This window comes from Streptomyces sp. NPDC015532, assembly GCF_043078065.1.
In the GTDB taxonomy this organism is placed as follows: domain Bacteria; phylum Actinomycetota; class Actinomycetes; order Streptomycetales; family Streptomycetaceae; genus Streptomyces.
The window spans coordinates 52,100-76,314 of the sequence record NZ_JBIBSY010000013.1 but is presented as its reverse complement, the minus strand read 5'-3'; the positions used below and the strand labels follow the sequence as shown (position 1 = coordinate 76,314).

The following is a 24,215-nucleotide window of genomic DNA, read 5'->3' as shown; positions in this document are numbered from 1 at the left end:
TTGAGCCGAATGGGTGGTCGCGAAGAGGGCATCATGTTTCAAATCGCCGCAGATCGTGGCGTGATGGGCTCTGGATGACGTGTGACAGTAACCTCACGTTTTCAGCCCCATAGAGCGGGGGCCCGCTCATTTGGTTAGGCTGTAGCCGACGGACAGACTTACTGGGGTCCACCCACACCCACGGTCCGTCCCGGGACAAGCCGGTCACCACGGCCTGCTCTCACCCGAGTTACCGGCGCCACCGCGTCCCTAACTGCTTCGACTCAGACCCGAGCGGCCGTCAGGCGACCCGAGAGCACCGGGCCCTAACGTCCCGAGGGTGACCCGACACATAAGGAGTGCGCGGTGACACCAGAGAAGACGAATCTCGATCAGGGCCCCAAGGAACGCAGGGACCACCTCGGCGGTGGGTCCGACACCAAGCTCGGAAGCCTGGACGTGTGGGCCAGGTCCGCCCCGATCCGCCTCGCGGGCTACGAGGACGACCTCGCCGAGCCCCACATCCTGCCCAGCGTCGACTGACCGACGCCAGGAGCGGGCGAGACCGGGCACGGCACGGGAGTGCCGTACCCGCGCTCATGCCGAACAGGAGAAGCCGCGGCCGACCACCGGCCGCGGCTTCGGCGTGTGACGCCACAGTCCGGCCGGGCGGCACCACCGTCCGGCCGCACGCCACCTTCCGGCCGGACGGCAACACCCTCCGGCCGGGGCGCCCTCAGCCGAGCGGAGCCGTGCGCCGCCACGGGTGCAGTACCTCCAGCTGCCCGGCCACATCGAGCAGAGCCGCCTCGGAGCCGGGCAGGCCGACGAGCTGGACGGCGCAGGGGGCGCCGCCCGGCAGTCTTCCGAACGGAACCGACATCGCGGGCCAGCCGGTGAGGTTCCACGGCGGGGTCATCGGCGAGTAGTTGGTGTTGGCCAGGACGTTGCGCAGCCAGCCCCGCTTGTGCCAGTCGACGGCGGCGGGGGCGCGCCGGGCGAGTGCCGGGGTGAGCAGCACGTCGTACTCCGCGAAGAAGGCCGCCAGACGTCCGCGCAACTGCTCGCGGCGTTCCCCCTTGCGCACACCCGTCACGAAGCGGCGGCCGACAGCGGCGTGCACGCGGGTGCGCCGGGCCAGCCTGCGCGGGTCGAGGTCCTCGGCGTCCACGGCGGTGCCCGCCGTCCAGTGCGCGAGCGAGGTCGTGCTCAGCCAGAGCGGGTACGGCGGGTTCGCGGTCCGCACCCGGTGACCCGCCTCGGCCAGCAGGGCGCCGGCCTCCCGGGCCGCGTTCGTATACGGCCGGGTGACGTGAACACCGGCCAGCGGACTGCGTACCGAGACGGCGATCCTGCGGGTGGCGGGCTCCGCCGGCGGGGCCGGCTCGATGTCCGCGAGGAGGGCGAACATCAGCCGCGCGTCCTCGACCGTCGTGGCCAGCGGGCCGTTCTCCGACATGCCGAACCAGTCGCCGTGACCGATCCCGGCGGGGATCACCCCGTGGCCCGGCTTCAGGGTGACCAGACCGCAGTTGGCGGCCGGGATGCGCAGCGAGCCCATGCCGTCGTTGCCGAGCGCGATCGGCACCATCCCGGCGGCGACCGCGGCCGCGCTGCCGCCCGAGGAGCCGCCCGCCGTGCGGGACAGGTCCCAGGGGTTGCGGGCGTTGCCGTACACGCCCTCCGTGGTGCCGAAGACACAGAGTTCGGGCACGTTCGTCAGGCCCACCACGACGGCGCCCGCCGCCCGCAGCCGGGCCACGGTGACGTGGTCCTCGTCGGCGGGCGTGTCCGGGGTCGCGGCGGAACCGTTGCGGGTCCGCTCGCCGCGCACCGCGAGGTTGTCCTTCACCGCCACCGGCACACCCGCCAGGGGAAGCCGGCCCAGGTCCCTGGTGGCCAGCTCGTCGGCCTCCGCGAGGGCGGCCCCGTCGCGGACCGTACGGAAGGCGCCGACGCGCCCGTCGAGGCGTTCGATCCGCGCGAGGTGCTCGGCCACCACCTCGCGGGGGGTGACCCTCTTCTCGCGTACGGCTGCGGCGATCTCGGTGGCGGTCCGGCCGGCCCAGGTGGTCACGGGCGCTCCTCACTCGTGTCGTACTGGTGAGTAGTTACGGGAGCACTCTGCCCGCAGTCCGGGCGCCGCGTCGAGGGTCCACGGCCCCCGGCCTTCGGCCCGGCCCCCAGGTCTCGCGGGGGCACGGCGTCCGACGCGCCCACGGGGGCGGCCGGATCGCTCCCCGGCCGTGCCCGCCGGGGGCCGCCGGCCATCGGACCGAAAGCGCGTCCGACGCTGTACGCGGACGGGTGCGGGGGGAGATCCTCAGGACCGAGCATTCCTCCACACCCGGCCATGGACCCCTGCCGTCGACGGAAAGGCCCCGCCGTGCCCCCGACCCCCGCCCGCGTCGTCGCGGTCGACACCCACGACATCCGCTTCCCCACCTCGCGCGCGTTCGACGGCTCGGACGCGATGAACCCGGACCCCGACTACTCGGCCGCGTACGTCGTGCTGCGCACCGACGCCCCCGACGGAGCCGAGGGTCACGGCTTCGCCTTCACCATCGGGCGGGGCAACGACGTCCAGGTCGCCGCGATCGACGCGCTGCGCGGACACGTCCTCGGACGGTCCCTCGACGAGCTGTGCGCCGACCCGGGCTCCCTGTCCCGGGACCTGGTCGGCGACAGCCAACTGCGCTGGCTGGGACCCGAGAAGGGCGTGATGCACATGGCGATCGGCGCCGTCGTCAACGCCGTGTGGGATCTGGCCGCACGCCGCGCGCGCCGGCCGCTGTGGCAACTGCTCGCGGAAGCCGATCCCGAATGGCTCGTCGGCCAGGTCGACTTCCGCTACATCACGGACGCGCTGACGCCCGAGGAAGCGCTGGAACTGCTGCGCCGGGGCAGGGAGGGCGCCGAGGAGCGCGCCGCGACCCTGCGCGCACACGGCTTGCCCGCCTACACCACCTCACCCGGCTGGCTCGGCTACAGCGACGAGAAGCTGACCCGCCTGGCCGTCGAGGCCGTCGCCGGGGGCTTCCGGCAGATCAAGCTGAAGGTGGGGGCGGACCTGGAGGACGACCTGCGCCGCTGCCGCGCCGCCCGCGCCGCGGTGGGCCCGGACATCCGGATCGCCGTCGACGCCAACCAGCGCTGGAACGTGGACGAGGCGATCGCCTGGACCCGGGCGCTCGCCGAGTGCGGGCCGTACTGGATAGAGGAGCCGACCAGCCCCGACGACATCCTCGGCCATGCCGCCGTGCGCGCGGCGGTGGCCCCCGTCAAGGTCGCCACCGGTGAACACGCGCAGAACCGTGTCGTCTTCAAGCAGCTCCTCCAGGCGGGTTCCCTCGACATCCTCCAGATCGACGCCGCCCGGGTCGGCGGAGTCAACGAGAACCTCGCCATCCTGCTCCTCGCAGCCAAGTTCGGCGTCCCGGTCTGCCCGCACGCCGGGGGAGTGGGCCTGTGTGAACTCGTCCAGCACCTCGCGATGTTCGACTTCGTCGCCCTGTCCGGCACCACCGAGGACCGCGTCATCGAGTACGTCGGCCATCTGCACGAGCACTTCACCGAACCGGTGGTGATCCGCGACGGCCACTACACCGCGCCCACCGCGCCGGGCTTCTCCGCCGCGATGCGGCCCGAGTCCGTCGCGGAGTTCACCTACCCCGGCGGTACCTTCTGGGCCGCCGACCTCGCCCGGCACCAGGCCGACGGACCGAAGGGACACGCCGTATGACGGACTCTCAGGACTTCGATGGACTGAAGGCGCTGGTGACCGGGGGTGCTTCGGGGATCGGACGGGCGGCAGCCGAGCTCCTCGCGGCCCGCGGCGCCCGGGTCGCCGTCCTCGACCTCGATCCATCGGCCGTCGAGAAGCCGCTGACCGGCCACCGGGCCGACGTCGGCGACGACGCCTCCGTGCGCGCGGCCGTGGCCGCCGCCGTCGCGGACCTGGGCGGGCTCGACATCCTGGTCAACAACGCGGGCATCGGCGCCCGCGGCACCGTCGAGGACAACGACGACGGGGAATGGCACCGGGTCCTGGACGTCAATCTCCTCGGCATCGTGCGCACGACCCGCGCCGCCCTTCCCCACCTGCGGGAGTCCGCGCACGCGGCCATCGTGAACACCTGCTCGGTCGCGGCCACGGCGGGACTGCCCGAGCGGGCGCTGTACTCGGCGTCCAAGGGCGCCGTCCTCGCGCTGACCCTGGCCATGGCGGCCGACCACGTCGGCGAAGGCATCCGCGTCAACTGCGTCAACCCCGGCACGGTGGACACCCCTTGGGTCGGCCGGCTCCTGGACGCCGCTCCCGACCCGGCCGCCGAGCGCGCCGCGCTGGAGGCCCGCCAGCCCACCGGCCGTCTGGTGTCCGCACCGGAAGTCGCCGGCGCCATCGCCTACTTGGCGAGCCCGCTGTCCGGATCCACCACCGGCACCGCGCTCGCGGTGGACGGCGGGATGCAGGGCCTGCGGCCGCGCCCGGCGGTCCGGTGAACTCCCTGGGCGCCGCGGGCGTCCCCGTCAGCGTGCTGTCCTTCGGCGCCGCCGGTATCGGCAACCTGTACTGCGAAGTCACCGACGAGCAGGCGTACGAGGCCGTCGGCGCCGCCTGGACGAGCGGCATCCGCTACTTCGACACGGCCCCCCACTACGGCCTCGGCCTCTCCGAGAGGCGCCTGGGCGCGGCCCTGCGTGACCTGCCCCGCGCGGAGTACACCGTCTCGACCAAGGTGGGCCGCCTCCTGGAGCCCGTGGACGCGGGCGGCGACGATCTCGCCGACGGCTTCGCGGTACCCGCCACGCACCGCCGCGTATGGGACTTCAGCGCCGACGGCGTACGGCGGAGCCTGGACGCCAGCCTCGAACGGCTCGGCCTGGACCGCGTGGACGTCGTCTACCTCCACGACCCCGACGACCACGCCGGACATGCGTTCCGCGAGGGCTTTCCCGCACTGGCGGAGCTGCGCTCGCAGGGTGTGGTGCGCGCGATCGGCGTGGGCATGAACCAGACGCGGATGCTGACCCGCTTCGTCCGCGAGACCGATGTCGACGTCGTGCTGTGCGCGGGCCGCTACACCCTCCTGGACCACGGCGCGCTCACCGAACTGCTGCCGGCCGCCCAGGACCGCGGCACCTCCGTCGTCATCGGCGGAGCCTTCAACTCCGGCCTGCTGGCCGACCCGAGGCCGGGAGCGACGTACAACTACGCGGTGGCGCCGCGCGAGTTGCTCGACCGCGCCCTGCGCCTGAAGGAGATCGCGGAACGCCACGGCACCACCCTGCGCGCCGCCGCCCTGACCTTCCCGGCCGCCCACCCGGCGGTGGCGAGCGTCCTGGCCGGGGCCCGTTCGGCGGCCGAGGTCCGTGACTGCGCCGAGCGGTTCGCGGCGCCGGTACCCGCGGACTTCTGGCGGGAACTGCGTACGGAGGGTCTGCTCCCCGACACCGCGCCCGTGCCCGCCCCGGAGCGTTCGTGACCGTCGACGCGCACCACCACGTCTGGGACCTGTCGGTCCGCGACCAGGACTGGATCACCGGACCCGGACTGCGGCCGCTGCGGCGCGACTTCGCGATCACCGACCTCGAAGCGCCGGCCGCGGCCGCCGGGGTGGACCGCACCGTCCTCGTCCAGACGGTCACCGTTGCCGAGGAGACCCCGGAACTGCTCGCGCTCGCGGAGCACAGCCCCCTGGTCGCGGGCGTGGTCGGCTGGACGGACCTGACCCGGCCGGATGTCGCCGACGAACTCGCGCGGCTGCGGGGCCTGTCCGGCGGCTCTCGTCTCAGGGGCATCCGCCACCAGGTCCAGGGCGAACGCGACCCCGGATGGCTGCTGCGCCCCGACGTGCGGCGGGGACTGGCCGCCGTCGCGGACGCCGGGCTCGTCTACGACCTGGTCGTTCTGCCCCGCCAGCTGCCCGCCTGCGCCCGGGCGGCCGCCGAACACCCCGGACTCGTCTTCGTGCTGGACCACCTGGGCAAGCCACCGATCGCCACCGGCGCCCTGGACCCCTGGGCGGGCGCCGTCCGTGAGCTGGCCGCGCTGCCCAACACGGTCTGCAAACTCTCCGGGATGGTCACCGAGGCGGACCCGGCACACCGGACCCCCGACGACCTGCGACCCTACGCGGACACGGTCCTGGAGGCCTTCGGCCCGGGACGGACGATGTTCGGCTCCGACTGGCCCGTGTGCACACTCGCCGCGACGTACGGCCAAGTGGTGCAACTGGCCGAGGAGTTGACGGCAGACCTGGACGAGGGCGAGCGCCGGGCCGTCCTCACCGCCACAGCCACCCGCGTCTACCGCCTCTGACCGGCACTAGCGCGGCACCTCCCGTTCGGCGGCGCCCTCCAGGCGGGTCGGCGGGAGGAAGTCACGCACATAGGTGCGGTGCCAGCACGCGCCCGTGTCGCGCAGCTCGCGCCAGGTCGTGTACCGGTAGCGGAAGAGACGGGCGCGGATGTAGCGGGGAGGCGCGTCGGCGGGGAACGGGGAGCGGCGCAGCAGGCGCAGCGTGTCACGGTCGTTCTCCAGCAGCCGTTCCACGAGAGCCGAGAACCAGGTGCCGGCGTAGCCGGGGGACAGCGCCACGAACCACATCAGCCAGTCGAGCCGCAGATGGTACGGCGCGAACTGGCGCGGCCAGTACCGCGGATCGCCCGGCTTGCCCTTGAACTCGTACTCCCGCCAGTCGGCGTCCTGGCGCGGTACCTGGTCCGCCGTGCCCTCGACGACCACCTCGTGACGTACCCGGCTGACGCTGCCGAACGCCCCGTAGGTGTTCACCAGGTGGAGCGGGTCGAAGGAGCGGTTCATGACCTGGCGCGGGGAGACCAGGTTGCGTGCCGGACGGTAGCCGAGGGCCAGCAGTCCCGCGGCCACCACCAGCACGACCACCTCGTACCACAGCGGCGCGGCGGGAGTCCGGGGCGCGGTGCCGGGCAGTTCGGTCACGCTCAGGGCGAGCACGATCGTCGTCCAGTTCAGCCAGGCGAAGTTGCCGGAGAGGACCAGCCACAACTGGGTCAGGATCATCAGTGAGGCCGCCGCCGTCGCGACCGGCTGCGGGGTGAACAGGAGCACGGGGAGCACGAGTTGGGTGAAGTGGTTCGCGGCCACCTCGATCCGGTGGAACGGCCTGGGCAGATGGTGGAAGAACCAGCTCAGGGGACCCGGCATCGGCTGGGTCTCGTGGTGGTAGTAGAGGCAGGTCAGGTTCCGCCAGCAGGCGTCGCCCCGCATCTTGATCAGCCCCGCGCCGAACTCCACCCGGAACAGCACCCAGCGCATGAGGAACAGCACGACGACCGGTGGCGCCACCTCGTCGTTGCCGAGGAACACCGCGAGGAAGCCCACCTCCAGCAGCAGCGACTCCCAGCCGAACGAGTACCAGGTCTGGCCCACATTGACGACCGACAGGTACAGCGCCCACGGGACGAACCACAGCAGCATCGCGCCCCAGAGCGGCAGGTGTCCGTCGAGCCCGGCGACCAGCGCCACCGACACCGCGCAGCCCGTCCAGCACCAGGCGGCGTAGAAGCGGTCCGAGTAGCGCCAGTGGAAGACACTCGGCGCGTCCCGGAACGCGACGTGGCGCACGAAGCGGGGCACCGGCAGCATCCCGCGCTCCCCGGTCAGCGCGCGGAACTGCACGGCCGCGCCCAGGAACGCGACCAGATACAGCACGGCGAGCCCCCGCTGGAACACCAGCCGGCTCAGCCAGTAGTCGGGTGCGACGAACCAGTCCATGGCGGGTGCTCCTCTCCTCTCCATTGTGACGCTGGGTGACCGATTTCCGCTTGCGTGCGCCAAGAGGGTGACGCAGAGAATGAGGCACCAACTGCCCGGGACGGACGGGAGAGACGTGGTGCACATACCCACCAGGACCTTTGGAGCGGCCTGCGCGCTCGCGGCGGTACTCCTTGTCGTCGCGGGCTGTGGCGGCGGTGGCGGGGGCGCGGCGCGGCACGGATCCACCGGCGGCGAAACGCTCCTCCAGCCCCTCGCGGTCCAGGGGCCCGACCCCTTCACGGCACCCACCGACACCACCCCCGCGCCCCGGCCGCCCGTCACCCGAACGCCGCAACCGTCGCCCACCGGCACCCAGGGGGCGCGCTCCGTATCGGGCGCCGCACCGGGCCTGTACGGCGGCACCCGTAACGCCGGCAGCTGCGATGTCGGGAAGCAGATCAGGTTCCTCTCCGCCGACCGGGCCAAGGCCCGGGTCTTCGCCGAACTCTCCGGGATCTCTCCGGAGTCCGTCCCGGACTATCTGCGCCGGCTCACCCCGGTGGTGCTCCGCGCCGACACCGGCGTCACGGACCACGGATTCGCCGCAGGGCGGGCGACCGGCTTCCAGGCCGTGCTCCAGGCCGGGACGGCCGTCCTCGTGGACAACCGGGGCGTACCCCGGGTGCGCTGCGCCTGCGGCAACCCGCTGGGCCGGCCCACCGAGGCCGACGGGAACCCGGACACCCGGGGCAGGCCCTGGAGCGGGTACCGGCCCGCCCAGGTCGTGACGGTGACGCCGGCGCCCGACGTCATCACCGACATCACGATCGTCGACGTCGCCGACAACACCTGGATCGAGCGGCCGGTCGGCTACGAGGGCCACCACCACGACCACGTCGTACGGCCGCCCGAGGACCCGGCCCCGCTGCCGCACGACTCCGCCGGCGCGCACGAGCCCTCCACCGGGACCTCGCCGGGCGGCCGGAGCCCGTCCCCCGACGCCTCCGCGTCCGACTGCCCCACACCGGCACCGACCGTGACGGTGACACCGACACCGACACCGGGAACGGGGGAGGGCACCCCGGACGAGAGCACCGCGCCGTCCACCGCGCCCTCCGGCGCGCCGACGGACGGCGCGGCCATGGACGTGGCCGGGCCGGGCCGCTCCGCGCGACCGAGTGCCGAGCCCTCGCACTGCCCCTCGGCCACCGTCACGGCGGCGCCCGCGACCACGGCGGCCCCCTCGGGCGGCACCACGGCTCCGCCGACCGGCCCGGCCGACCCCGGGCGCTCAAGCTCACCGGAGCCCCCGGCACCGCGGGACCCGTCCGACGAGCCGGGCGCGCCCACCGAGGACGCCGGCCCGGACAGTCCCGAGGCACCCGACGGCGGGCTGATCCCCGACGGGCCGACCGGTCCGGACAGCGTCTTCGACGTCTCCGCCGACACCCCCGGCAGATGAACGCCCTCGCGTCCCGGGGGTCCGGAATCAGGCCGCCCAGAAGTCGAACAATCGGGCAATTGCTGGCATGGTGGCCCCATGGTTGATCGGGGAGCGAGCGCCCTGTCACTCCCGGACGACTGGCCCGCCCACCCGGATCCGATCCTGGCGCTCAACCGCATGGGCAGCTTCGACTGGGACCTGGACACCGGTCTGATGCAGATGGACGCCCAGGCCCACGAGATCTTCGACGTGCGCCCGGACGAATACGACGGGCAGCCCGCCACCCTGGGTCTTCGTGTCCCGCCGGCCGAGTCACGGCGGCTCGACACGATGGTCTCCCACGCCCTCAAGGACGGCAGCGAGAACTACGGCGCCTACTTCCGTATCCGCCGCCGCGACGGAGCTCTGCGCTGGACCCACACCCAGGGCTACATCCGCCGCGACGAGAACGGCCGGCCGCGCCGCATCATCGGCATCGTCCGCGACGCCACGGCGGAGCTCGACGAGAGCGCGGCGCGCCGTGAACAGGCCGCCCAGAACGAGGTACGGCGCCAGCAGACCAGCGTCGTCCAGCTCACCACGGCCGCGCTGGCCCACGCCGTCACCGTGCAGGACGTCATCGACGTGCTCCAGGACACCCACGGCCTCACCCACCTCGGGGCCGCCAGCCTGGTCATGGGCCTGGTGGAGTCCGGCCGCATCCGCATGGTCGCCACCGGCCCCGAGGACAGCTACGTCCCCGGCACCCGGGTCACGCGCCTGGACGCGCAGTACCCGATGAACGAGGTCGTACGGACCCTCGTACCGCATTTCATCGAGTCGCCCAAGGAGTTCGCCGAGTCGTATCCGCTCCTGTGGCCGAACATCACCGATCTGAAGATCACCTCGGCGGCCTATCTGCCGCTCATCGTGCAGGCGCGCCCCATCGGCGCGATCGGGCTGCTCTACAACGACCGGCACGGGTTCTCGGAGGAGGAGCGCAACGTCCTCGTCGCGCTCGGCAGCAGCATTGCCCAGAGCCTCCAGCGGGCCATGTTCTTCGAACAGGAGAAGGACCTCGCCCAGGGCCTCCAGCAGGCCATGCTGCCGCGCTCCATCCCCAGCGTCCGCGGCGCCGACATCGCCGTCCGCTACCGTTCCGCCTCGCTGGGCCGCGACATCGGCGGGGACTGGTACGACCTGATCCCGCTGCCCGGCGGACGCGTCGGCGCCGTCATCGGCGACGTGCAGGGCCACGACACGCACGCCGCCGCCGTCATGGGCCAGCTCCGCATCGTCCTGCGCGCCTACGCCGCCGAGGGCCACACCCCGGCCACCGTGATGGCCCGTGCCTCGGTCTTCCTCCACGAACTGGACACCGACCGTTTCGCGACCTGCCTGTACGCCGAGATCGACCTGTCCACCGGGGTGACCCAGCTCGTCCGGGCCGGCCACATCGACCCGCTCGTCCGGTCCACCGACCGGACCTGCCGGCGGCTGCCCCTCGAAGGCGGTCTGCCGCTCGGCCTGTCCGCGGAGTTCGGACGCCTCGAATACCCGGTCTCCACCGTCGAGCTTGACCTCGGCCACACCCTGCTGCTGTGCACCGACGGGCTCGTCGAGGAGCCGGGAGTCGACCTCGACGACGGCATGCGCATGCTCGGCGAACTCATCCGCGGCGGCCCGGAAGACGTCAGCGACCTCGCCGACCGGCTCATCGACATGGCCGAGGAGCGCGGCGGCGACGACGACGTCGCCCTGCTGCTGCTGCGCCGCCACGGTCTGATCGACCAGCGCTCGGGCGGACGCCTCCAGCAGCATGTGGCGCCCGGCGACCCGGAGGCGCTCAGCGAGGCCCGGCACATGATCCGGGCCGCCGTCCGCGCGTGGGGAGCCCGGGAGAGGGCCGACGAGATCGAGCTGGTCGCCGACGAGCTGATCACCAACGCCCTCATGCACACCGAGGGCTCGGCCATCGTCACCCTGCGCGTCCTGGCCGGGTCCGACCGCAGACTGCGCGTCGAGGTCGAGGACTCATCCAGCGCGCTGCCGCGCCGCCGCGAGGCGGGCGAGTCCGGGGTCTCGGGCCGCGGACTGCTGCTCGTCGACCGCCTCACCGACGTGTGGGGTGTCGAGGCGCGCGGCGGCGGCAAGGTCGTGTGGTGCGAGTTCATGGTCGGCGAGCGCACCTGATCCCCGCCGTCGTCCGCTCCCCGGCGTTGTCGGCGCCGGATGGCACTCTGGACGTATGCCGGAACTGCCCGAGGTCGAAGCGCTCAAGGATTTCCTGGCCGGACATCTCGTCGGCCGCCGCGTCGTGCGCGTCCTGCCCGTCGCCGTCAGCGTCCTGAAGACGTACGACCCTCCCGTCTCCGCCCTGGAGGGACGCGAGGTCACGGCCGTCGGCCGGTTCGGCAAGTTCCTGGACATCGCCACGGACGGCCCGCACCTCGTCACGCATCTGGCCCGTGCCGGCTGGCTGCACTGGAAGGACACGCTCCCCGACGGCCCGCCCCGGCCCGGCAAGGGGCCGCTCGCGCTGCGTGTGGCGCTGGAGACCGGCGAGGGCTTCGACCTCACCGAGGCGGGCACCCAGAAGCGGCTCGCCGTGTACGTCGTCGAGGACCCCGAGCGGATTCCCGGCGTGGCCAGGCTCGGCCCGGACCCGCTCGCCGGTGACTTCGACGAGAAGCGCTTCGCCGGGCTGCTCCAGGGCGAGCGGCGGCGGCTCAAGGGCGCGCTGCGCGACCAGAGCCTGATCGCGGGCGTGGGCAACGCCTACAGCGACGAGATCCTGCACGCCGCCCGGATGTCCCCGTTCAAGATCGCCTCCTCGCTGACCCCCGAGGAGACCCGGCGGCTCTACGAGGCGCTGCGGGGCACGCTCGCCGAGGCGGTGGAGCGCTCCCACGGGCTGGCCGCCGGTCGGCTGAAGTCGGAGAAGAAGAGCGGTCTGCGGGTGCACGGGAGGACGGGGGAGCCCTGTCCTGTGTGCGGTGACACCATCCGCGAGGTCTCCTTCAGCGATTCCTCGCTCCAGTACTGCCCGACCTGCCAGACGGGCGGCAAGCCGCTGGCGGACCGGCGGATGTCCCGGCTGCTCAAGTAGCCGGGCCGAGCCGGCGGTTCGTCGCTGCGCGGGTGGTGAAACGGGTGTCGATCAGGGGGAGTTGAGCGTCACGAGGTGTTCGCCGTCCGCCGTGCGCACCTCGAACCGGCGGATCTCGTCGGTCCGCATCGACGAGCCGCCCTGCATCGTGAGGGGGGTCTCGTTGTCCGCGGGCTCCATCCAGCTCGTCACCGACTGCTCCGAGCCGTCCTTGCCGATGGCGACGAGCTCGCAGGAGCGGGGCCCCTTGGCGTCCTTGACCTCGACCTCGATGTCGCTGCCCCAGAGCCGCTCGCGGGTGGTGACCTGGGCCCAGACGCCGGTCTCCGCGTCGGTCCTGGCCATCCGGCTCGACGGGGGGTCGGCCACGACGACCGAGCCCGAGGGGGAGTCGTGGCCGACGACGAGCGCGAGCGCGGGTCCGCCCGTCGCGAGGACCACGGAGGCGGCCAGGGCGAACAGGAGGCGCCGGCGCCCGGCCCGGTTGCGCGCGGCGACCTCGCCGAGCAGCCGGTCGAGCAGCCGCGGCCCAGGGGCGGCGAAGGGGTGGACGCTGCGCGGCGTCGACCGCCGGTACAGCATCAGCTGCCGGGTGGCGGGGCGGTACTCGCTGACGAACGCCGTGCACTGAGCGCACTCCACGAGGTGGTCCTCGAAGCGGAAGGCTTCCGCCTCGCCGAGCACGCCGAGCGCATAGGCGCCGACGTCGCGATGCCGTTCCAGGGACCTCATACCGAATACCGAATCCTCGTGGCGTTGGTGCGGACTGTGAGTGGTGTTGCTGTTGCCCACGGGTACGCATCAGACCGTCGAATCACTCAAGACTCGTCAGGAATCGGGGTCAAGACGTTCGGAGCGGGGGCGCCCGCGGATTGGTGCGCGCCCCGAGGAATTGTTCCCGGCGCGGTCGCGGCCGCCGCCGGAGGTGAATCCGGCGCGGTCACGACCGCCCTCAGAAGAGGTGGATGGCCAGATGCCCGAGCGGCAGCCCCAGCCGCCAGGCCGCCGTCCACACCTGGGGCCCGTCGTCCTCACCAGGCACGGAGCCGCCGCCGGGCACCGCGTCGAGGTCCGGAGCGAGCAGTTCCGTCTCCTCCAGCCACCGCCAGGCCGCGGACGCGAGCTCCAGATCGGGATCGGGTCCGGCGCATCCGGTGGACTCGGCCGCGCGCAGCGCCAGGTGCTCGCGCACCCAGGTGTGCCAGGGCTGGTCGTACGCCGTGAGCGAAAGCCAGGTGTCCAGCTGGGTGATGACCCGGATCCCCGAGAGTTCGCCGCCGCTGTCGGACAGGAAGATCGTCAGCGCGAGGGCGTCGCGCCCGGCGCGGAACTCGAAGGAGGTGGGCGGCATCAGGTCGCCCGTCCGCAGCAGTTCGTCGGCGATGTACTCGGCGTACAACCAGGCCATGGGGACGGTGAGTTCGCCCCCGCCGGTGCCGTCCGTGCTCTCTTGACCTCTGTGCAGCATCCCTTCCTGCCTTCCTCCGGTGCGTGCGCGTCGCCCGACCCCGGGCCCCAGTCCGGAAAACGGATGAGGCAAGCTGAGTGCTCAACCATGGTCCTCAGCAAGGCGCTTTACGGAGGCTTGACCAAGCCTTCGGTTTCACCGCAGGTCGGCCGCGTATCCCGGAAGAACCCGGCGCAGGGCACGCAAGGCGTAGTACGCGCGGGACTTCACCGTACCCGGCGGGATTCCCAGCGCCGCGGCGGCCTCCGCCACACTGGCCCCCTGGAAGTACACCAGCACCAGGACTTCACGGTGTTCGGGAGTGAGTGTCTTCACAGCCTCCCGCACATCGAGCGTCGCCGCCGAGCGTTCGGCGTGATCGGCGCAGACCCGCGCGTTGTCGAGGATCGCGTCACCGACCTCCGGAGGCCGTGCCTGCCGGGCCCGCCGCGCGTCGATGGCCAGCCTGCGCCCCACGGTCAGCAGCCAGGGCCGTACGGACGCGAAGTCGTCGGCGCGCAGGGCCTCGGGATGCTGCCAGGCGCGGACGAACGTCTCCTGCACCAGGTCCTCGGCGCGCTGGCGGTCGCCGTCGGACAGGCGCAGCAGCAGGGCGAAGAGGGGGCGGCCGTGGTCGCGTTGCAGCGCGGCCAGCTCGTGCTCGGCGGTCGTCCTGGGGGCGATGGTGGTGGTTCCGGCCGTCATGGCGTGTATGCCAGCGCCCCGGGCCGCGCGCGGACAGGCCGGGGACACGGTTGTGCGGTGGGCGGTCGAAGCGGTCGGTGAACGGTGCGCCGAACGGTCGGCCGAGGTGGAGCCGCGGATTCCGGGACGGCCCGTGTTCGTACCGCCGTTCGCCCCGGCGGGCATGCGGATGAACGCCGAACGGGTGAGCCGCGGTGGTGTCTCCTTGACTGCGGGTGGCCTGTGTACGTGGATGCGTATCTATTAATAGGGAAATGCGACCGCATGGGGCCGGCATGATCACACGCGCGCGAAAGATCAATCTGGCCCTCGCGGCCGCCCTCATCGCGGCCGCGGTGACCAGTCAGGCCCACGACACGGCCGCGCGGCACCCCGGCGGGCGGCCCGGACCCCCCGCCGCCCGCGGCTTCACCCTCGTCGCCGCCGGCGACGTCCTGCCGGACGGCTCGGTCCTCGAACGGGCCGGCTCCGACGCGTCAGGCGCCGGATACGACTTCCGGCCCATGCTCGCCGGGGTCCAACCCGTCGTCTCCCGTGCCGACCTGGCGATCTGTCACCTGCGGAGCGTGGACGACACCGACGGCGACCCCGCCGGCTCGGCCGTCGCCAAAACCCCTCCCCAGGTGGCCCAGGGGCTCGCCGCGACGGGGTACGACTCCTGTTCCACCGCCTCCCGCCACACGCTGGACGACGGCGCCGACGGCGTCCGGCGCACCCTGGACGCGCTGGACCGAGCGGGTGTGCGGCACGCGGGATCGGCCCGCGGCGAGCGGGAGGCGGACGCCGTCACCCTGATGCGGGCGGGTGGCGCCCGCGTCGCCCATCTCGCGTACACCGACGACACCAACGGGCTCCCGCTGCCCGAGGGACAGCCCTGGGCGGTCCGCCTGACCGACCCCGCCCGGATCGTCGCGGACGCCCGGGCCGCCCGGAGAGCCGGCGCCGACGTGGTGGTCGTCTCCCTCGACTGGGGAACGCAATGGCAGGACGGGCCGGACGAGCGCCAACTGCGGCTGGGCAGGCAGCTCACAGCCTCCCGCACCGGCGGCCGGCCCGACATCGACCTGATCCTCGGCACCCGCTCCCGTGTCCCGCAGGCGTACGAGAAGGTCAACGGCACGTGGGTCGTCTACGGCACGGGCGACCAGATCGCCGGAGAGACGGACAACGACCAGGGCGTCCAGGACCCGCGCGGCAACGAGAGCACCCTCGGCCGCTTCACCTTCTCCCCGCCCGCGCGGCGCTCACAGCGGTGGGAGGTGTCGAAGGCCGAGTTCGTCCCGCTGGCCTTCGACCTCGACGCCGGCCGGGTCGTCGATCTCGACGCGGCGCTGGCGCGGGGCGCCACCGTCGGCGCCGTGCGCGACCGGATCCGCGCTGTCGTCCTCGGCAGGGGCGCGGGCCGGTCCGGCCTCGTCACGGCCAGGTGACACGGGACCGCACCGGTCGTCACGGCACCGGCACGGCGAGGCTTCACGGCACCGGCACGGCGACGTTCCACGGCACCGGCACGGCGACGCTTCACGGCACCCGCACGGCGAGGCTTCACGGCACCGGCACGGCGACCGTCCACGGCACCCGCACGGCGAGGCTTCACGGCACCGGCACGGCGACGGTTCACGGCACCGGCACGGCGAGGCTTCACGGCACCCGCACGGCGAGGTTTCACGGCACCGGCACGGCGAGGTTTCACGGCACCGGCACGGCGACCGTCCACGGCACCCGCACGGCGAGGTTTCACGGCACCCGCACGGCGACGCTTCACCGCGCTCCCGCCGTACCGCCTACGGCACCACCGTGACCGGCCAGCGGCCCGCCTTCACCAGCCGGATCGCCACCGAACCGACGATCCGGTGCCCGGACTGCTCGGAGGCCCCGACCACCACGGCGTCCGCCTTCAGCTCGTCCGCTGCGGTGACCAGGCCGTTGTAGGGGTCGCCGCGGAACGTGTGGAACTCCCAGCGCACATCGAATATGTCCTTCACCCGCTCGGCGGCGTCGCGGATGTACTGCACCAGATCCTCGGCGATCTCGTCGGTCGTCTCCGCGACCGGCACCCCGAGCGCCGCTCCCGCGGCCATCACCGGCTTGACGTAGACCACCGCCAGCAGCGCCCGCTGCCGCCGCGCCAGACCACCGGCGTACGCCGCGGCGCGCAGCGAGGAGTCGGAGCCGTCCACACCGACGACGATGACCTTGGGACCGTCCGTCCCGCGCTCGAACCGATGCGCGTGCTGCTCTTCCGTCACGGCTGCGAGGTTATCGGAGCCCCCGGATCCGCCTGCTCCGGGGGAGCCGCCGAGATCCGCTCGACGGGCGGGGGACCGCAGCTCTTCCTACAGTCGGAACCATGAGTGCCACCGTGGAGGCCCGCCCACCGAAGACCGCCAGCGGCCCGACACGGCCGCCCAGGACGGGCTTCCTCAGCAAGGTGCCAGAAGGCTTCGCGGCCTTCTTCGTCGCCATCGGTCTGCTCTGCACCCTGCTCGCCTTCATCCCCCCGCTGCGCGCGCTGCTCCGCCCGGTCGTGCGCTTCCTCGACCTTCTGATCATCCCGGTCAGCGCCAACCTCGCGTACGCCGTCTTCCTCTTCCTGCTCGCCGCCGCGACGGCCGCCCGCAAGAAGATCGCCTGGTGGCTCGTGGTCGTCTACCTCGGCCTGCTCGTCCTGACCGACATCCTCGGGATCGCCGCCGGCCTGTACGCCGCCTCGATCCCCTCGCTGATCGTCTGCGGGCTCCTGCTCGCCCTGCTGATCGTGGCCCGCCGGGAGTTCTACGCCGACTCGCGGCGCGCCGCCGTACGACGGGCCCTGCTCGTCCTGGTCGCCGGGCTGGTCGTGGCGACCCTGCTCGGCTGGGGCCTGGTCGAGCTGTTCCCCGGCACTCTGGCGGAGGGCCAGCGGCTGCTGTGGGCCGCCAACCGGGTCTGCGGCGGTCTCGTCTCCGGGCGCTCGTTCGACGGCCGTCCGCCGCGCTGGCTGTTCTTCGTGCTCGGCCTCTTCGGCGCTCTGGCCCTGCTCAACGCGGCCGCCACGCTCTTCCGCTCCCAGCGTCTGGTCGCGGCCCTGCACGGCGACGAGGAGGCCCGGATCCGCGCCCTGCTCCAGGCGTACGGAGGCGGCGACTCCCTCGGTTACTTCGCCACCCGCCGCGACAAGGCCGTCGTCTTCTCGCCCAGCGGCAAGGCGGCCGTCACCTACCGCGTCGAGGCGGGAGTGTGCCTCGCCAGCGGTGACCCCGTCGGCGACCGGGAGGCCTGGCCGCACGCGATCGACGCCTGGCTGGACATCGCCCGCCGCTACGCCTGGGCACCCGCCGCGATGGGCGCGTCCGAAGAGGGCGCCAAGGCGTTCGCGCGCTCCGGGCTCGGCGCCCTCCAGCTCGGCGACGAGGCGATCCTGCACGTCGCCGGCTTCGACCTGGGCGGGCGCGACATGCGCGGCACCCGGCAGGCCGTCAACCGCGTCAAACGCACCGGCGCCACCTGCCGGGTGCGCCGGCACTCCACCCTGACCGACGCCGAGATGGAGGAGATCGTCAGCAGGGCCGACACCTGGCGCGACACCGAGACCGAGCGCGGCTTCTCGATGGCCCTCGACCGGCTCGGCGACCCCGAGGACGGCGACTGCCTGCTCGTCGAGGCGATGGGGTCCGACGGCAAGCTCCTCGCGCTGCTCTCCTTCGTGCCCTGGGGCCGCGACGGCATCTCCCTCGACCTCATGCGCCGCGACCGCAGCGCGCCCAACGGCGTCATGGAGTTCATGGTCGCCGAGGTGTGCGCGGTCGCCGGCAAGTTCGGGGTCCGGCGCATCTCCCTCAACTTCGCCGTGTTCCGCTCCGTGTTCGAGGAGGGCGCCCGCATCGGCGCGGGACCGGTGCTCAGGCTCTGGCGCAGACTGCTGCTGTTCTTCTCCCGCTGGTGGCAGCTGGAGGCCCTGTACCGCTCCAACGCCAAGTACCACCCGGAGTGGTATCCGCGCTTCATCTGCTACGGCGACACCGGAGCCCTCGCCCGCATCGGCATGGCCTCCGCCATCGCCGAGGGCTTCGTCTCCGTGCCCTCGCTGCGCAGTCTGTGGGGCAAGGGACATCCGAAGGGCGGACCCGCGCCCGCCACGACCGCGGGACTGCCGTCGCTGGCGGCCCTCGGCCTCGACGCGGACGGCGCGGCCGGGAGCGAGGACCCCACCGACGGGCTGTCCGACCAGGTCCGCGTGCGGCACCGCAAACTCGACCGGCTGCGCGCCGAGGGCACCGACCCCTACCCGGTCGGCATCCCGCCGCGCACCCACGTCCTGGCCGACGTCCGCGGCGGCGAGGACGTGACCCTCGCCGGACGCGTGATGCTCGTACGCGACTTCGGCGGCATCCTCTTCGCCGTGCTGCGCGACTGGTCGGGGGACCTCCAGATCGCCCTCACCCGCAAGGAGTCCGGCCCGGAGCTCGACCGCTTCCGGCAGGTGATCGACATCGGCGACCACATCAGCGCCGACGGTCTCGCGGGCGCCAGTGACTCCGGTGAACCCACGGTCTTCGTCTCCGCCTGGCGGCTCACCGCCAAATGCCTGCACCCGCTGCCCGACAAGCGCAAGGGCCTCGCCGACCCCGAGGCGAAGGTCCGCCGCCGCTATCTCGACCTGGTGTCCAGCCCCGCGGCCCGCGATGTCGTCCGCGCCCGCTCCACGGCCGTCCAGGCGCTGCGCCAGGGACTGCTCGACCGCGGCTACCTGGAGGTCGAGACCCCGATGCTCCAGCAGATCCACGGGGGAGCCAACGCCCGGCCCTTCACCACCCACATCAACGCCTACGACCTGAACCTCTATCTGCGGATCGCGCCCGAGCTCTACCTCAAACGGCTGTGCGTCGGCGGTATGGAGAAGGTGTTCGAGATGGGCCGCACCTTCCGCAACGAGGGTGTCTCCTACAAGCACAACCCCGAGTTCACGATGCTGGAGGCCTACCAGGCCTTCGCCGACTACGACGTGATGCTCGACCTCGTCCGCGAGCTGATCCAGGGCGCCGCCACCGCCGCGTTCGGCACCCCGGTCGCCCGCAAGGACGGTGTCGAGTACGACATCTCCGGGGACTGGCCCGTCAAGACGGTGTACGGAGCGGTCTCCGAGGCGCTGGGGGACGAGATCGACGCCGACACGAGCCTGGAGAGGCTGCTGCGGCTGTGCGACCGCGCGGGCGTCCCGTACACGACGGACGACGGACGCGGTGACGTCGTCCTGGAGATGTACGAACGTCTGGTCGAGGAGAAGACCCAGCTCCCCACCTTCTACAAGGACTTCCCGACCGACGTCTCCCCCCTCACCCGGCAGCACCGCACCGACCCGCGGCTCGCGGAACGCTGGGACCTCGTCGCGTTCGGCACGGAACTGGGCACCGCCTACTCGGAGTTGACCGACCCCGTCGAGCAGCGCCGCCGGCTCACCGAGCAGTCGCTGCTGGCCGCCGGGGGAGACCCCGAGGCGATGGAGCTCGACGAGGACTTCCTGGACGCGCTGGAGTACGCCATGCCGCCCACCGGCGGACTCGGCATCGGCGTCGACCGGCTCGTCATGTTCCTCACCGGTCTGACGATCCGCGAGACGCTGCCGTTCCCGCTGGTCCGCCGCCGCTGACTGGTCCAGGCGGGTGCATTCACGGGGCCCTACCGGTGATGCTCGGCGTGGTGAGCCCTCCGCCGGGTGACTGATTTGTCATGAAAAAGGATCAGCTGATTACCCGGCGCCGGGCGTTGATCGCCGGCGCCGCCGTCCTGGGGGCGGCCGGAGCGGCGGGCACGGCCCGTGTCCTGACCGCCGGCCAGGCCGCGGAGCCGGCACGTGGTCTGCCGCTCTCCGGCCCGCAGGCGAACCGGGCCCTCAAGCCCTCCGCCTACCGCCTCCGGCCGCTCGCCGGGTACGGCCCCCCGCCGCACGGCACCCAGCTGCGGACCCTCGTCCGGCACGAGCCCTTCATGCGCGTGTCCGGGCGCGGCCGCACCATGGTGCTGACCTTCGACGACGGCCCCGACCCGACGTACACCCCCGAGATCCTGCGGACCCTGCGCGAGTACGACGTGCACGCCATGTTCTTCGTGTGCGGGCGGATGGCCGCCGACAACAAGGACCTGCTGGGCGAGATGGCCGACAACGGCCACATCGTCGGCAACCACACGTGGAGCCATCCGCTGCTCACCAAGCTCTCGCGCTCCGCGATCCGCTCCGAGATCGAGCGCACCAGCGAGGTCATCGACGACGCCTACGGCGAGCCTCCGTCCTGGTTCCGCGCGCCCTACGGGGAGTGGAACCGGGCGACCTACCAGATCGGGGCCGACCTCGGCATGGAGCCGATGGCCTGGACGATCGACACGAACGACTGGGCGAGGCCGGGGACCCGCGCGATCGTCGGCACGATCCAGAAGGAGGCCGCCCCGGGTGTCGTCGTCCTCTCCCACGACGCGGGCGGCGACCGCTCGCAGAGCGTGCAGGCGCTGCGCACCTATCTCCCCCGCCTGCTGGACGCCGGCTACCACATGACGGTGCCGCGCCGTAAGAACGCCTAGAACCGAAAAGGGCCCCGCGCGCGGTGCGTCGCGGGGCTTTCGGACGGGCGGCCGGCGGGAGGCGGAACGCCTCGCCGACCGGCTTTTCGCGCACCCGGTCCGGGAACGCTCAGCGCACCTCGGAAAGGCGCGCGAAGACGACCACGTTCCCGTCGTATCCGTGCTGCTTGGAGAAACCGCCTCCGCACGTGATGACACGCAATTCGGGGGTTCCCTTGCTGTTGTAGACACGGTCGCCGGGGAAATCGCTCTTCGCGAAGACCTCGATGCCGTAGATCTCGAACACCGCGGTCTTCCCGTCCTTGCGCAGGACCTCGACCTTGTTCCCCTTCTTGAGCGCCCCGAGCCCGTAGAAGACGGCGGGGCCCCGCATGTTGTCGACGTGGCCCACGACCACGGCCGTGCCCTTCTCGCCGGGCGAGACCGCGCCGGTGAACCATCCGGCGAGATTCGCGTCGTCGGGCGGCGGAGCGTCGACCCAGCCGTCCACGTCCAGGCCCACCGGCATCACCGGGGCGTCGACGCGGATGGCGGGAATCCGCACCCGGTCGACCACGGAGTACGGCAGCGCGGCGGGCGTCTTCGAGAGCGTGCCGCCCGGCGTACGGCTGTCCGCCGCGGCCGCCGAGGCCGGCTGCGGGGGGCCGACGTCGAACTCGCCGGAACCGTTCCGAATGAGTGCGAGGCCGGTCAGCAGAACAAGCGCTATGACGCCCCAAGGAGCGCGCTTCCTCTGCCGCTCCTCCTCTTCGGCCAACTCGGACGCAGACATTCGCAATCCCCTCTCGACGCGGCCGTCGCCTCGTCATCCGCGCATATGAGCACGCTAATGGCAGCAAGGCCGCCCGGCGACGGGGCGCGGGCGAACGGGTGGCGGAAGGAAAGCCTCGTGCGCCATCCGAGTTGCCGTGACCAGGAATTTTCTGACAGTCCGTGACCTGCGGCAATATCCGATTGTGTGGAATTCCTTCGGCGTGTCCTCTCACCAGGACGGACCATTCCCGAAATGCGGGCGCGTGCACGGCATCTGAGGGTCTGACTGGGAGGCGCTTTCTCGCCGATCCACCGGGGACGGTTCCCGGGGCGCCCCCGCGGAGGATCACATGCGTACAACTCGTGCCCTGGCGGTGTCCGCCGCCGCGGTCGCCGCCGTGGGGCTCGCCGCCCCGATGGCCGCGGCGTGGAACACGCCGAGCAACATCGTCGCGCAGCCCAGCGTCATCGCCCGGGGTGGTCAGCTCAGCGTGACCGTCGACGGGTGCCCGAGGGGAGGCACGATGACCTCTCCCGCTTTCCGTCAGGCGAGACTCTCGCCGCTCCTGGGCAGCCGCAACGAGTCGTCCAGCGGTACGGCCACCATCAACCAGGACGCCGCTCCCGGCTCGTACGACATCACCGTCAACTGCGACGGGACGGGCCCGCTGACCCGGCCGGCCGCCTTCACCGTCATCGGCGGTGTGCGCGGCGGCCTCGGCGGCAGCAGCACCACCGGTGCCACGCCCACCGACATGGCGATCGGCGGCGGTCTGGTGGCCGCGGCGGCCGTCGGCGGCGGGGTGTTCTGGATGCGGCGCAGGTCGGAGCGGCACATCTGACCGATCCGCCGGCGAGCGGCCGGTCCCGCCCCTTCGGAGGCCGGGCCGTCCGCCGCGCGGGCCGCACGTTTCAGCCCTTCGCTCCGGACCCGCCCGACCGGGTCCGGGGTGAAGGGCTGTTCCGCTGTGTCAGGTCTCGTCGGAGGATGTGCGCCGGCGGGACAGGTACCAGGCCGCGCCGACCGAACCGGCGATGAGCGCGGTGCCCATCCCGATCTGCTTCAGGTCGAAGCCGCCGGCGCTGCCGCCGACACCGGCCCGGACGCCCCGCTGAAGGGGTACCGGGGTCGGGGTGACCGGCCGGCCGCCGGCGATGGTGAGACCGGTGCTGCCGCTCGCTCCGCCGCACGAGAACGTCACGTCGTACACGGCCCCGGGTCTGGCGTCCCAGTCGACCATGGCGGTGGCCGAGGACTGCCCCGGCGGGATGGTGACGGTGTCGAAGACACCGGAGGTGACCGTGGCGGTTCCCCTGCACCCGCCGTCCCGCTTCAGGAGCAGTGACACCTGGCCACCGGCGGAGACGGTCGACGGCTGCACGCTGAAGGCGAAGGGGGTGATCGGGGTGAGTCCGTGGTCCCCGTCGCCGGCGGACGCGACGGGTGCGGCGAAGGTCAGGGCGGTCATGCCCAGCAGTGCGGCCGAAGCGACGCGTATCGCGCGCATGGTGAGCCTCCAGGTCCCCGAGGAGCCTTGCTGCGGACCTTTTCCGCTTGCGCCAGAAATGCACCTCGATGATCGGAACGCTAGGAAAGGGCGAACAAGGGCGCGATCCCAGTAGCGCGAACGGGGTAATCGCGTGGGCCGTTCGAGGGACGGTGCGCGTGCGGACGGGGGACGCGCACGGCGTGGTGTCCGTCCCCCGTCCATGGAAGGGCCCCAGGGGGCGTGTCACCCGGGGAGGTGGGGGAACAGCGCCGTGAAGGGTTCCGTCGAGGCCGTGATCCCGCGGCTGTAGGGCGCGTCGAAGTCCCAGATCAGGAACAGCAGGAACGCGATCAGGGCGGAGAACAGCCCGGCCAGGATCAGTTCGCGGGCAGTGCGCCGGATCTGGAGCGCGAAGATCATCCCGACCGTGACCACGGCGCCGGTGATCAGCCCGAACCACACCACCCCCGGCATGGTCGCCCCCGTGGAGCCGGCGCGGGCGCTGCGCGCGGTGTCCGCCGCCGTCACCTGGTCCAGGAGCGGCTGGTAGGCCTGCGCCTCGAAGTCCGACTTCGGCTGGTAGTCGGTGACGTCGTGCCGGACCCGGTCGAGGAGCCGACCGCCCTCGGCGGTCACCCGGCCCTGCTCGGCCATGGTCTTCCACTCGGTGGTGACCACGTGGTCGACGTACGTGTCGACGTCACCGCGGATCCGGTCGCGGACGTCGGGCGGGTAGACCCGGACGCGTTCGGAGATCTCGTGCAGGGCCTGCGCCTCGCTCTGCACCTGGTTCTGGGCGCCGCCGCGGGCCTCCCAGACACCGGCGATGGCCAGTCCGAGAACGATGGCGTACACCACGCCGATCATCATCGTCATGTACTCGATGACGTCCGGGGTCTCGGTGGGGTCCTCGTCCTCACGTGCCCTGCGATGGCGTACGAGGGTCACGACGAGGACCACGAGGCACGCGGCCGCCATCGCGAGGGTGAGAACAAGCCAATCCGACAAAGTGA

General features: G+C 72.4%; 21 protein-coding genes. 12 read left to right on the top strand and 9 right to left on the bottom strand.

Features of this window, described 5'->3' with window-relative positions; genetic code table 11:
- Positions 1–345: 345 nt before the first annotated feature.
- Positions 346–522: a hypothetical protein gene (locus ACF07B_RS31195; protein ID WP_369481209.1), complete on the top strand. Its 177-nt coding sequence runs from the start codon at positions 346–348 to the stop codon at positions 520–522.
- Between the two features lie 193 nt (positions 523–715).
- On the opposite strand, the gene ACF07B_RS31190 is transcribed toward ACF07B_RS31195, so the two are convergent.
- Positions 716–2,056 (bottom strand): amidase, encoded by a 1,341-nt coding sequence (locus ACF07B_RS31190; protein WP_392181429.1) that lies wholly within the window; start codon positions 2,054–2,056, stop codon positions 716–718.
- A gap of 309 nt (positions 2,057–2,365) precedes the next feature.
- On the opposite strand from ACF07B_RS31190, the gene ACF07B_RS31185 reads away from it, so the two are divergent.
- From ACF07B_RS31185 to ACF07B_RS31170, 4 genes are read left to right on the top strand one after another with little or no spacing between them, the layout of a single operon-like run.
- The gene (locus ACF07B_RS31185; protein ID WP_392181428.1) at positions 2,366–3,721 is read left to right on the top strand and encodes an enolase C-terminal domain-like protein; all 1,356 of its coding nucleotides are present in this window, start codon (positions 2,366–2,368) and stop codon (positions 3,719–3,721) included.
- The gene (locus tag ACF07B_RS31180) at positions 3,718–4,482 is read left to right on the top strand and encodes an SDR family NAD(P)-dependent oxidoreductase (RefSeq protein WP_392181427.1); all 765 of its coding nucleotides are present in this window, start codon (positions 3,718–3,720) and stop codon (positions 4,480–4,482) included. Before ACF07B_RS31185 ends, ACF07B_RS31180 begins: the two co-directional genes overlap by 4 nt.
- A complete protein-coding gene (locus ACF07B_RS31175) occupies positions 4,479–5,465 on the top strand; it encodes an aldo/keto reductase (RefSeq protein ID WP_392181426.1) in 987 nt (328 codons plus the stop codon). The genes ACF07B_RS31180 and ACF07B_RS31175 overlap by 4 nt, the downstream gene beginning before the upstream one ends.
- On the top strand, positions 5,462–6,301 hold the full coding sequence (locus ACF07B_RS31170; protein WP_392181425.1) for an amidohydrolase family protein: 840 nt from the start codon (positions 5,462–5,464) through the stop codon (positions 6,299–6,301). The genes ACF07B_RS31175 and ACF07B_RS31170 overlap by 4 nt, the downstream gene beginning before the upstream one ends.
- A 6-nt stretch (positions 6,302–6,307) precedes the next feature.
- Here ACF07B_RS31170 and ACF07B_RS31165 read toward each other — a convergent pair whose 3' ends face one another.
- Positions 6,308–7,738 carry a lipase maturation factor family protein gene (locus ACF07B_RS31165; RefSeq protein ID WP_392181424.1) on the bottom strand — a complete coding sequence of 477 codons (1,431 nt, stop codon included), beginning with the start codon at positions 7,736–7,738 and terminating at the stop codon, positions 6,308–6,310.
- 115 nt (positions 7,739–7,853) lie between these two features.
- Between ACF07B_RS31165 and ACF07B_RS31160 the strand changes: the two genes are divergently transcribed.
- The 3 genes from ACF07B_RS31160 (at position 7,854) to ACF07B_RS31150 (ending at position 12,252) form a co-directional block, all read left to right on the top strand.
- Positions 7,854–9,182: a DUF6777 domain-containing protein gene (locus tag ACF07B_RS31160; RefSeq protein WP_392181423.1), complete on the top strand. Its 1,329-nt coding sequence runs from the start codon at positions 7,854–7,856 to the stop codon at positions 9,180–9,182.
- Between the two features lie 78 nt (positions 9,183–9,260).
- Positions 9,261–11,336, top strand: coding sequence for a SpoIIE family protein phosphatase (locus ACF07B_RS31155; RefSeq protein ID WP_392181422.1), 2,076 nt, complete (start codon positions 9,261–9,263; stop codon positions 11,334–11,336).
- Positions 11,337–11,391: 55 nt separating this feature from the next.
- On the top strand, positions 11,392–12,252 hold the full coding sequence (locus ACF07B_RS31150; RefSeq protein ID WP_384239288.1) for an Fpg/Nei family DNA glycosylase: 861 nt from the start codon (positions 11,392–11,394) through the stop codon (positions 12,250–12,252).
- A gap of 51 nt (positions 12,253–12,303) precedes the next feature.
- Here the strand turns inward: ACF07B_RS31150 and ACF07B_RS31145 are convergent, their stop codons facing one another.
- The 3 genes from ACF07B_RS31145 to ACF07B_RS31135 all read right to left on the bottom strand — a co-directional run bounded on the left by ACF07B_RS31145 (position 12,304) and on the right by ACF07B_RS31135 (position 14,404).
- The gene (locus tag ACF07B_RS31145; protein ID WP_392181421.1) at positions 12,304–12,984 is read right to left on the bottom strand and encodes a zf-HC2 domain-containing protein; all 681 of its coding nucleotides are present in this window, start codon (positions 12,982–12,984) and stop codon (positions 12,304–12,306) included.
- Between the two features lie 220 nt (positions 12,985–13,204).
- The gene (locus ACF07B_RS31140) at positions 13,205–13,720 is read right to left on the bottom strand and encodes a hypothetical protein (RefSeq protein WP_362399979.1); all 516 of its coding nucleotides are present in this window, start codon (positions 13,718–13,720) and stop codon (positions 13,205–13,207) included.
- A 135-nt stretch (positions 13,721–13,855) separates the two neighbouring features.
- Positions 13,856–14,404 carry a sigma-70 family RNA polymerase sigma factor gene (locus ACF07B_RS31135; RefSeq protein ID WP_369481221.1) on the bottom strand — a complete coding sequence of 183 codons (549 nt, stop codon included), beginning with the start codon at positions 14,402–14,404 and terminating at the stop codon, positions 13,856–13,858.
- Positions 14,405–14,679: 275 nt separating this feature from the next.
- Between ACF07B_RS31135 and ACF07B_RS31130 the strand changes: the two genes are divergently transcribed.
- Entirely contained in the window at positions 14,680–15,834 is a 1,155-nt protein-coding gene (locus ACF07B_RS31130; protein WP_392181420.1) for a CapA family protein, read from the top strand.
- Between the two features lie 354 nt (positions 15,835–16,188).
- Here ACF07B_RS31130 and ACF07B_RS31125 read toward each other — a convergent pair whose 3' ends face one another.
- On the bottom strand, positions 16,189–16,653 hold the full coding sequence (locus tag ACF07B_RS31125; RefSeq protein ID WP_326784189.1) for a universal stress protein: 465 nt from the start codon (positions 16,651–16,653) through the stop codon (positions 16,189–16,191).
- A 101-nt stretch (positions 16,654–16,754) separates the two neighbouring features.
- On the opposite strand from ACF07B_RS31125, the gene lysX reads away from it, so the two are divergent.
- Positions 16,755–20,033 carry a bifunctional lysylphosphatidylglycerol synthetase/lysine--tRNA ligase LysX gene (gene lysX / locus ACF07B_RS31120; RefSeq protein WP_392181419.1) on the top strand — a complete coding sequence of 1,093 codons (3,279 nt, stop codon included), beginning with the start codon at positions 16,755–16,757 and terminating at the stop codon, positions 20,031–20,033.
- 80 nt (positions 20,034–20,113) lie between these two features.
- Positions 20,114–20,959: a polysaccharide deacetylase family protein gene (locus ACF07B_RS31115; RefSeq protein ID WP_392181418.1), complete on the top strand. Its 846-nt coding sequence runs from the start codon at positions 20,114–20,116 to the stop codon at positions 20,957–20,959.
- 109 nt (positions 20,960–21,068) lie between these two features.
- On the opposite strand, the gene ACF07B_RS31110 is transcribed toward ACF07B_RS31115, so the two are convergent.
- A complete protein-coding gene (locus tag ACF07B_RS31110; RefSeq protein WP_369481226.1) occupies positions 21,069–21,731 on the bottom strand; it encodes a class F sortase in 663 nt (220 codons plus the stop codon).
- 331 nt (positions 21,732–22,062) lie between these two features.
- On the opposite strand from ACF07B_RS31110, the gene ACF07B_RS31105 reads away from it, so the two are divergent.
- The gene (locus ACF07B_RS31105; RefSeq protein ID WP_362399961.1) at positions 22,063–22,554 is read left to right on the top strand and encodes a hypothetical protein; all 492 of its coding nucleotides are present in this window, start codon (positions 22,063–22,065) and stop codon (positions 22,552–22,554) included.
- Positions 22,555–22,683: 129 nt separating this feature from the next.
- Here the strand turns inward: ACF07B_RS31105 and ACF07B_RS31100 are convergent, their stop codons facing one another.
- The gene (locus ACF07B_RS31100; protein WP_369481227.1) at positions 22,684–23,220 is read right to left on the bottom strand and encodes a hypothetical protein; all 537 of its coding nucleotides are present in this window, start codon (positions 23,218–23,220) and stop codon (positions 22,684–22,686) included.
- A gap of 225 nt (positions 23,221–23,445) precedes the next feature.
- On the bottom strand, positions 23,446–24,210 hold the full coding sequence (locus ACF07B_RS31095; RefSeq protein WP_392181417.1) for a hypothetical protein: 765 nt from the start codon (positions 24,208–24,210) through the stop codon (positions 23,446–23,448).
- Between the last annotated feature and the right edge of the window lie 5 nt (positions 24,211–24,215).

Excerpts from the sequence above, each read along its gene's own strand:
- ACF07B_RS31180 (WP_392181427.1), top strand. The coding sequence starts at position 3,718 with ATGACGGACTCTCAGGACTTCGATGGACTGAAGGCGCTGGTGACCGGG.
- ACF07B_RS31165 (WP_392181424.1), bottom strand. The coding sequence starts at position 7,738 with ATGGACTGGTTCGTCGCACCCGACTACTGGCTGAGCCGGCTGGTGTTC.
- ACF07B_RS31155 (WP_392181422.1), top strand. The coding sequence starts at position 9,261 with ATGGTTGATCGGGGAGCGAGCGCCCTGTCACTCCCGGACGACTGGCCC.
- ACF07B_RS31150 (WP_384239288.1), top strand. The coding sequence starts at position 11,392 with ATGCCGGAACTGCCCGAGGTCGAAGCGCTCAAGGATTTCCTGGCCGGA.
- ACF07B_RS31145 (WP_392181421.1), bottom strand. The coding sequence starts at position 12,984 with ATGAGGTCCCTGGAACGGCATCGCGACGTCGGCGCCTATGCGCTCGGC.
- ACF07B_RS31140 (WP_362399979.1), bottom strand. The coding sequence starts at position 13,720 with ATGCTGCACAGAGGTCAAGAGAGCACGGACGGCACCGGCGGGGGCGAA.
- ACF07B_RS31135 (WP_369481221.1), bottom strand. The coding sequence starts at position 14,404 with ATGACGGCCGGAACCACCACCATCGCCCCCAGGACGACCGCCGAGCAC.
- ACF07B_RS31130 (WP_392181420.1), top strand. The coding sequence starts at position 14,680 with ATGATCACACGCGCGCGAAAGATCAATCTGGCCCTCGCGGCCGCCCTC.
- lysX (WP_392181419.1), top strand. The coding sequence starts at position 16,755 with ATGAGTGCCACCGTGGAGGCCCGCCCACCGAAGACCGCCAGCGGCCCG.
- ACF07B_RS31115 (WP_392181418.1), top strand. The coding sequence starts at position 20,114 with ATGAAAAAGGATCAGCTGATTACCCGGCGCCGGGCGTTGATCGCCGGC.
- ACF07B_RS31110 (WP_369481226.1), bottom strand. The coding sequence starts at position 21,731 with ATGTCTGCGTCCGAGTTGGCCGAAGAGGAGGAGCGGCAGAGGAAGCGC.
- ACF07B_RS31105 (WP_362399961.1), top strand. The coding sequence starts at position 22,063 with ATGCGTACAACTCGTGCCCTGGCGGTGTCCGCCGCCGCGGTCGCCGCC.
- ACF07B_RS31100 (WP_369481227.1), bottom strand. The coding sequence starts at position 23,220 with ATGCGCGCGATACGCGTCGCTTCGGCCGCACTGCTGGGCATGACCGCC.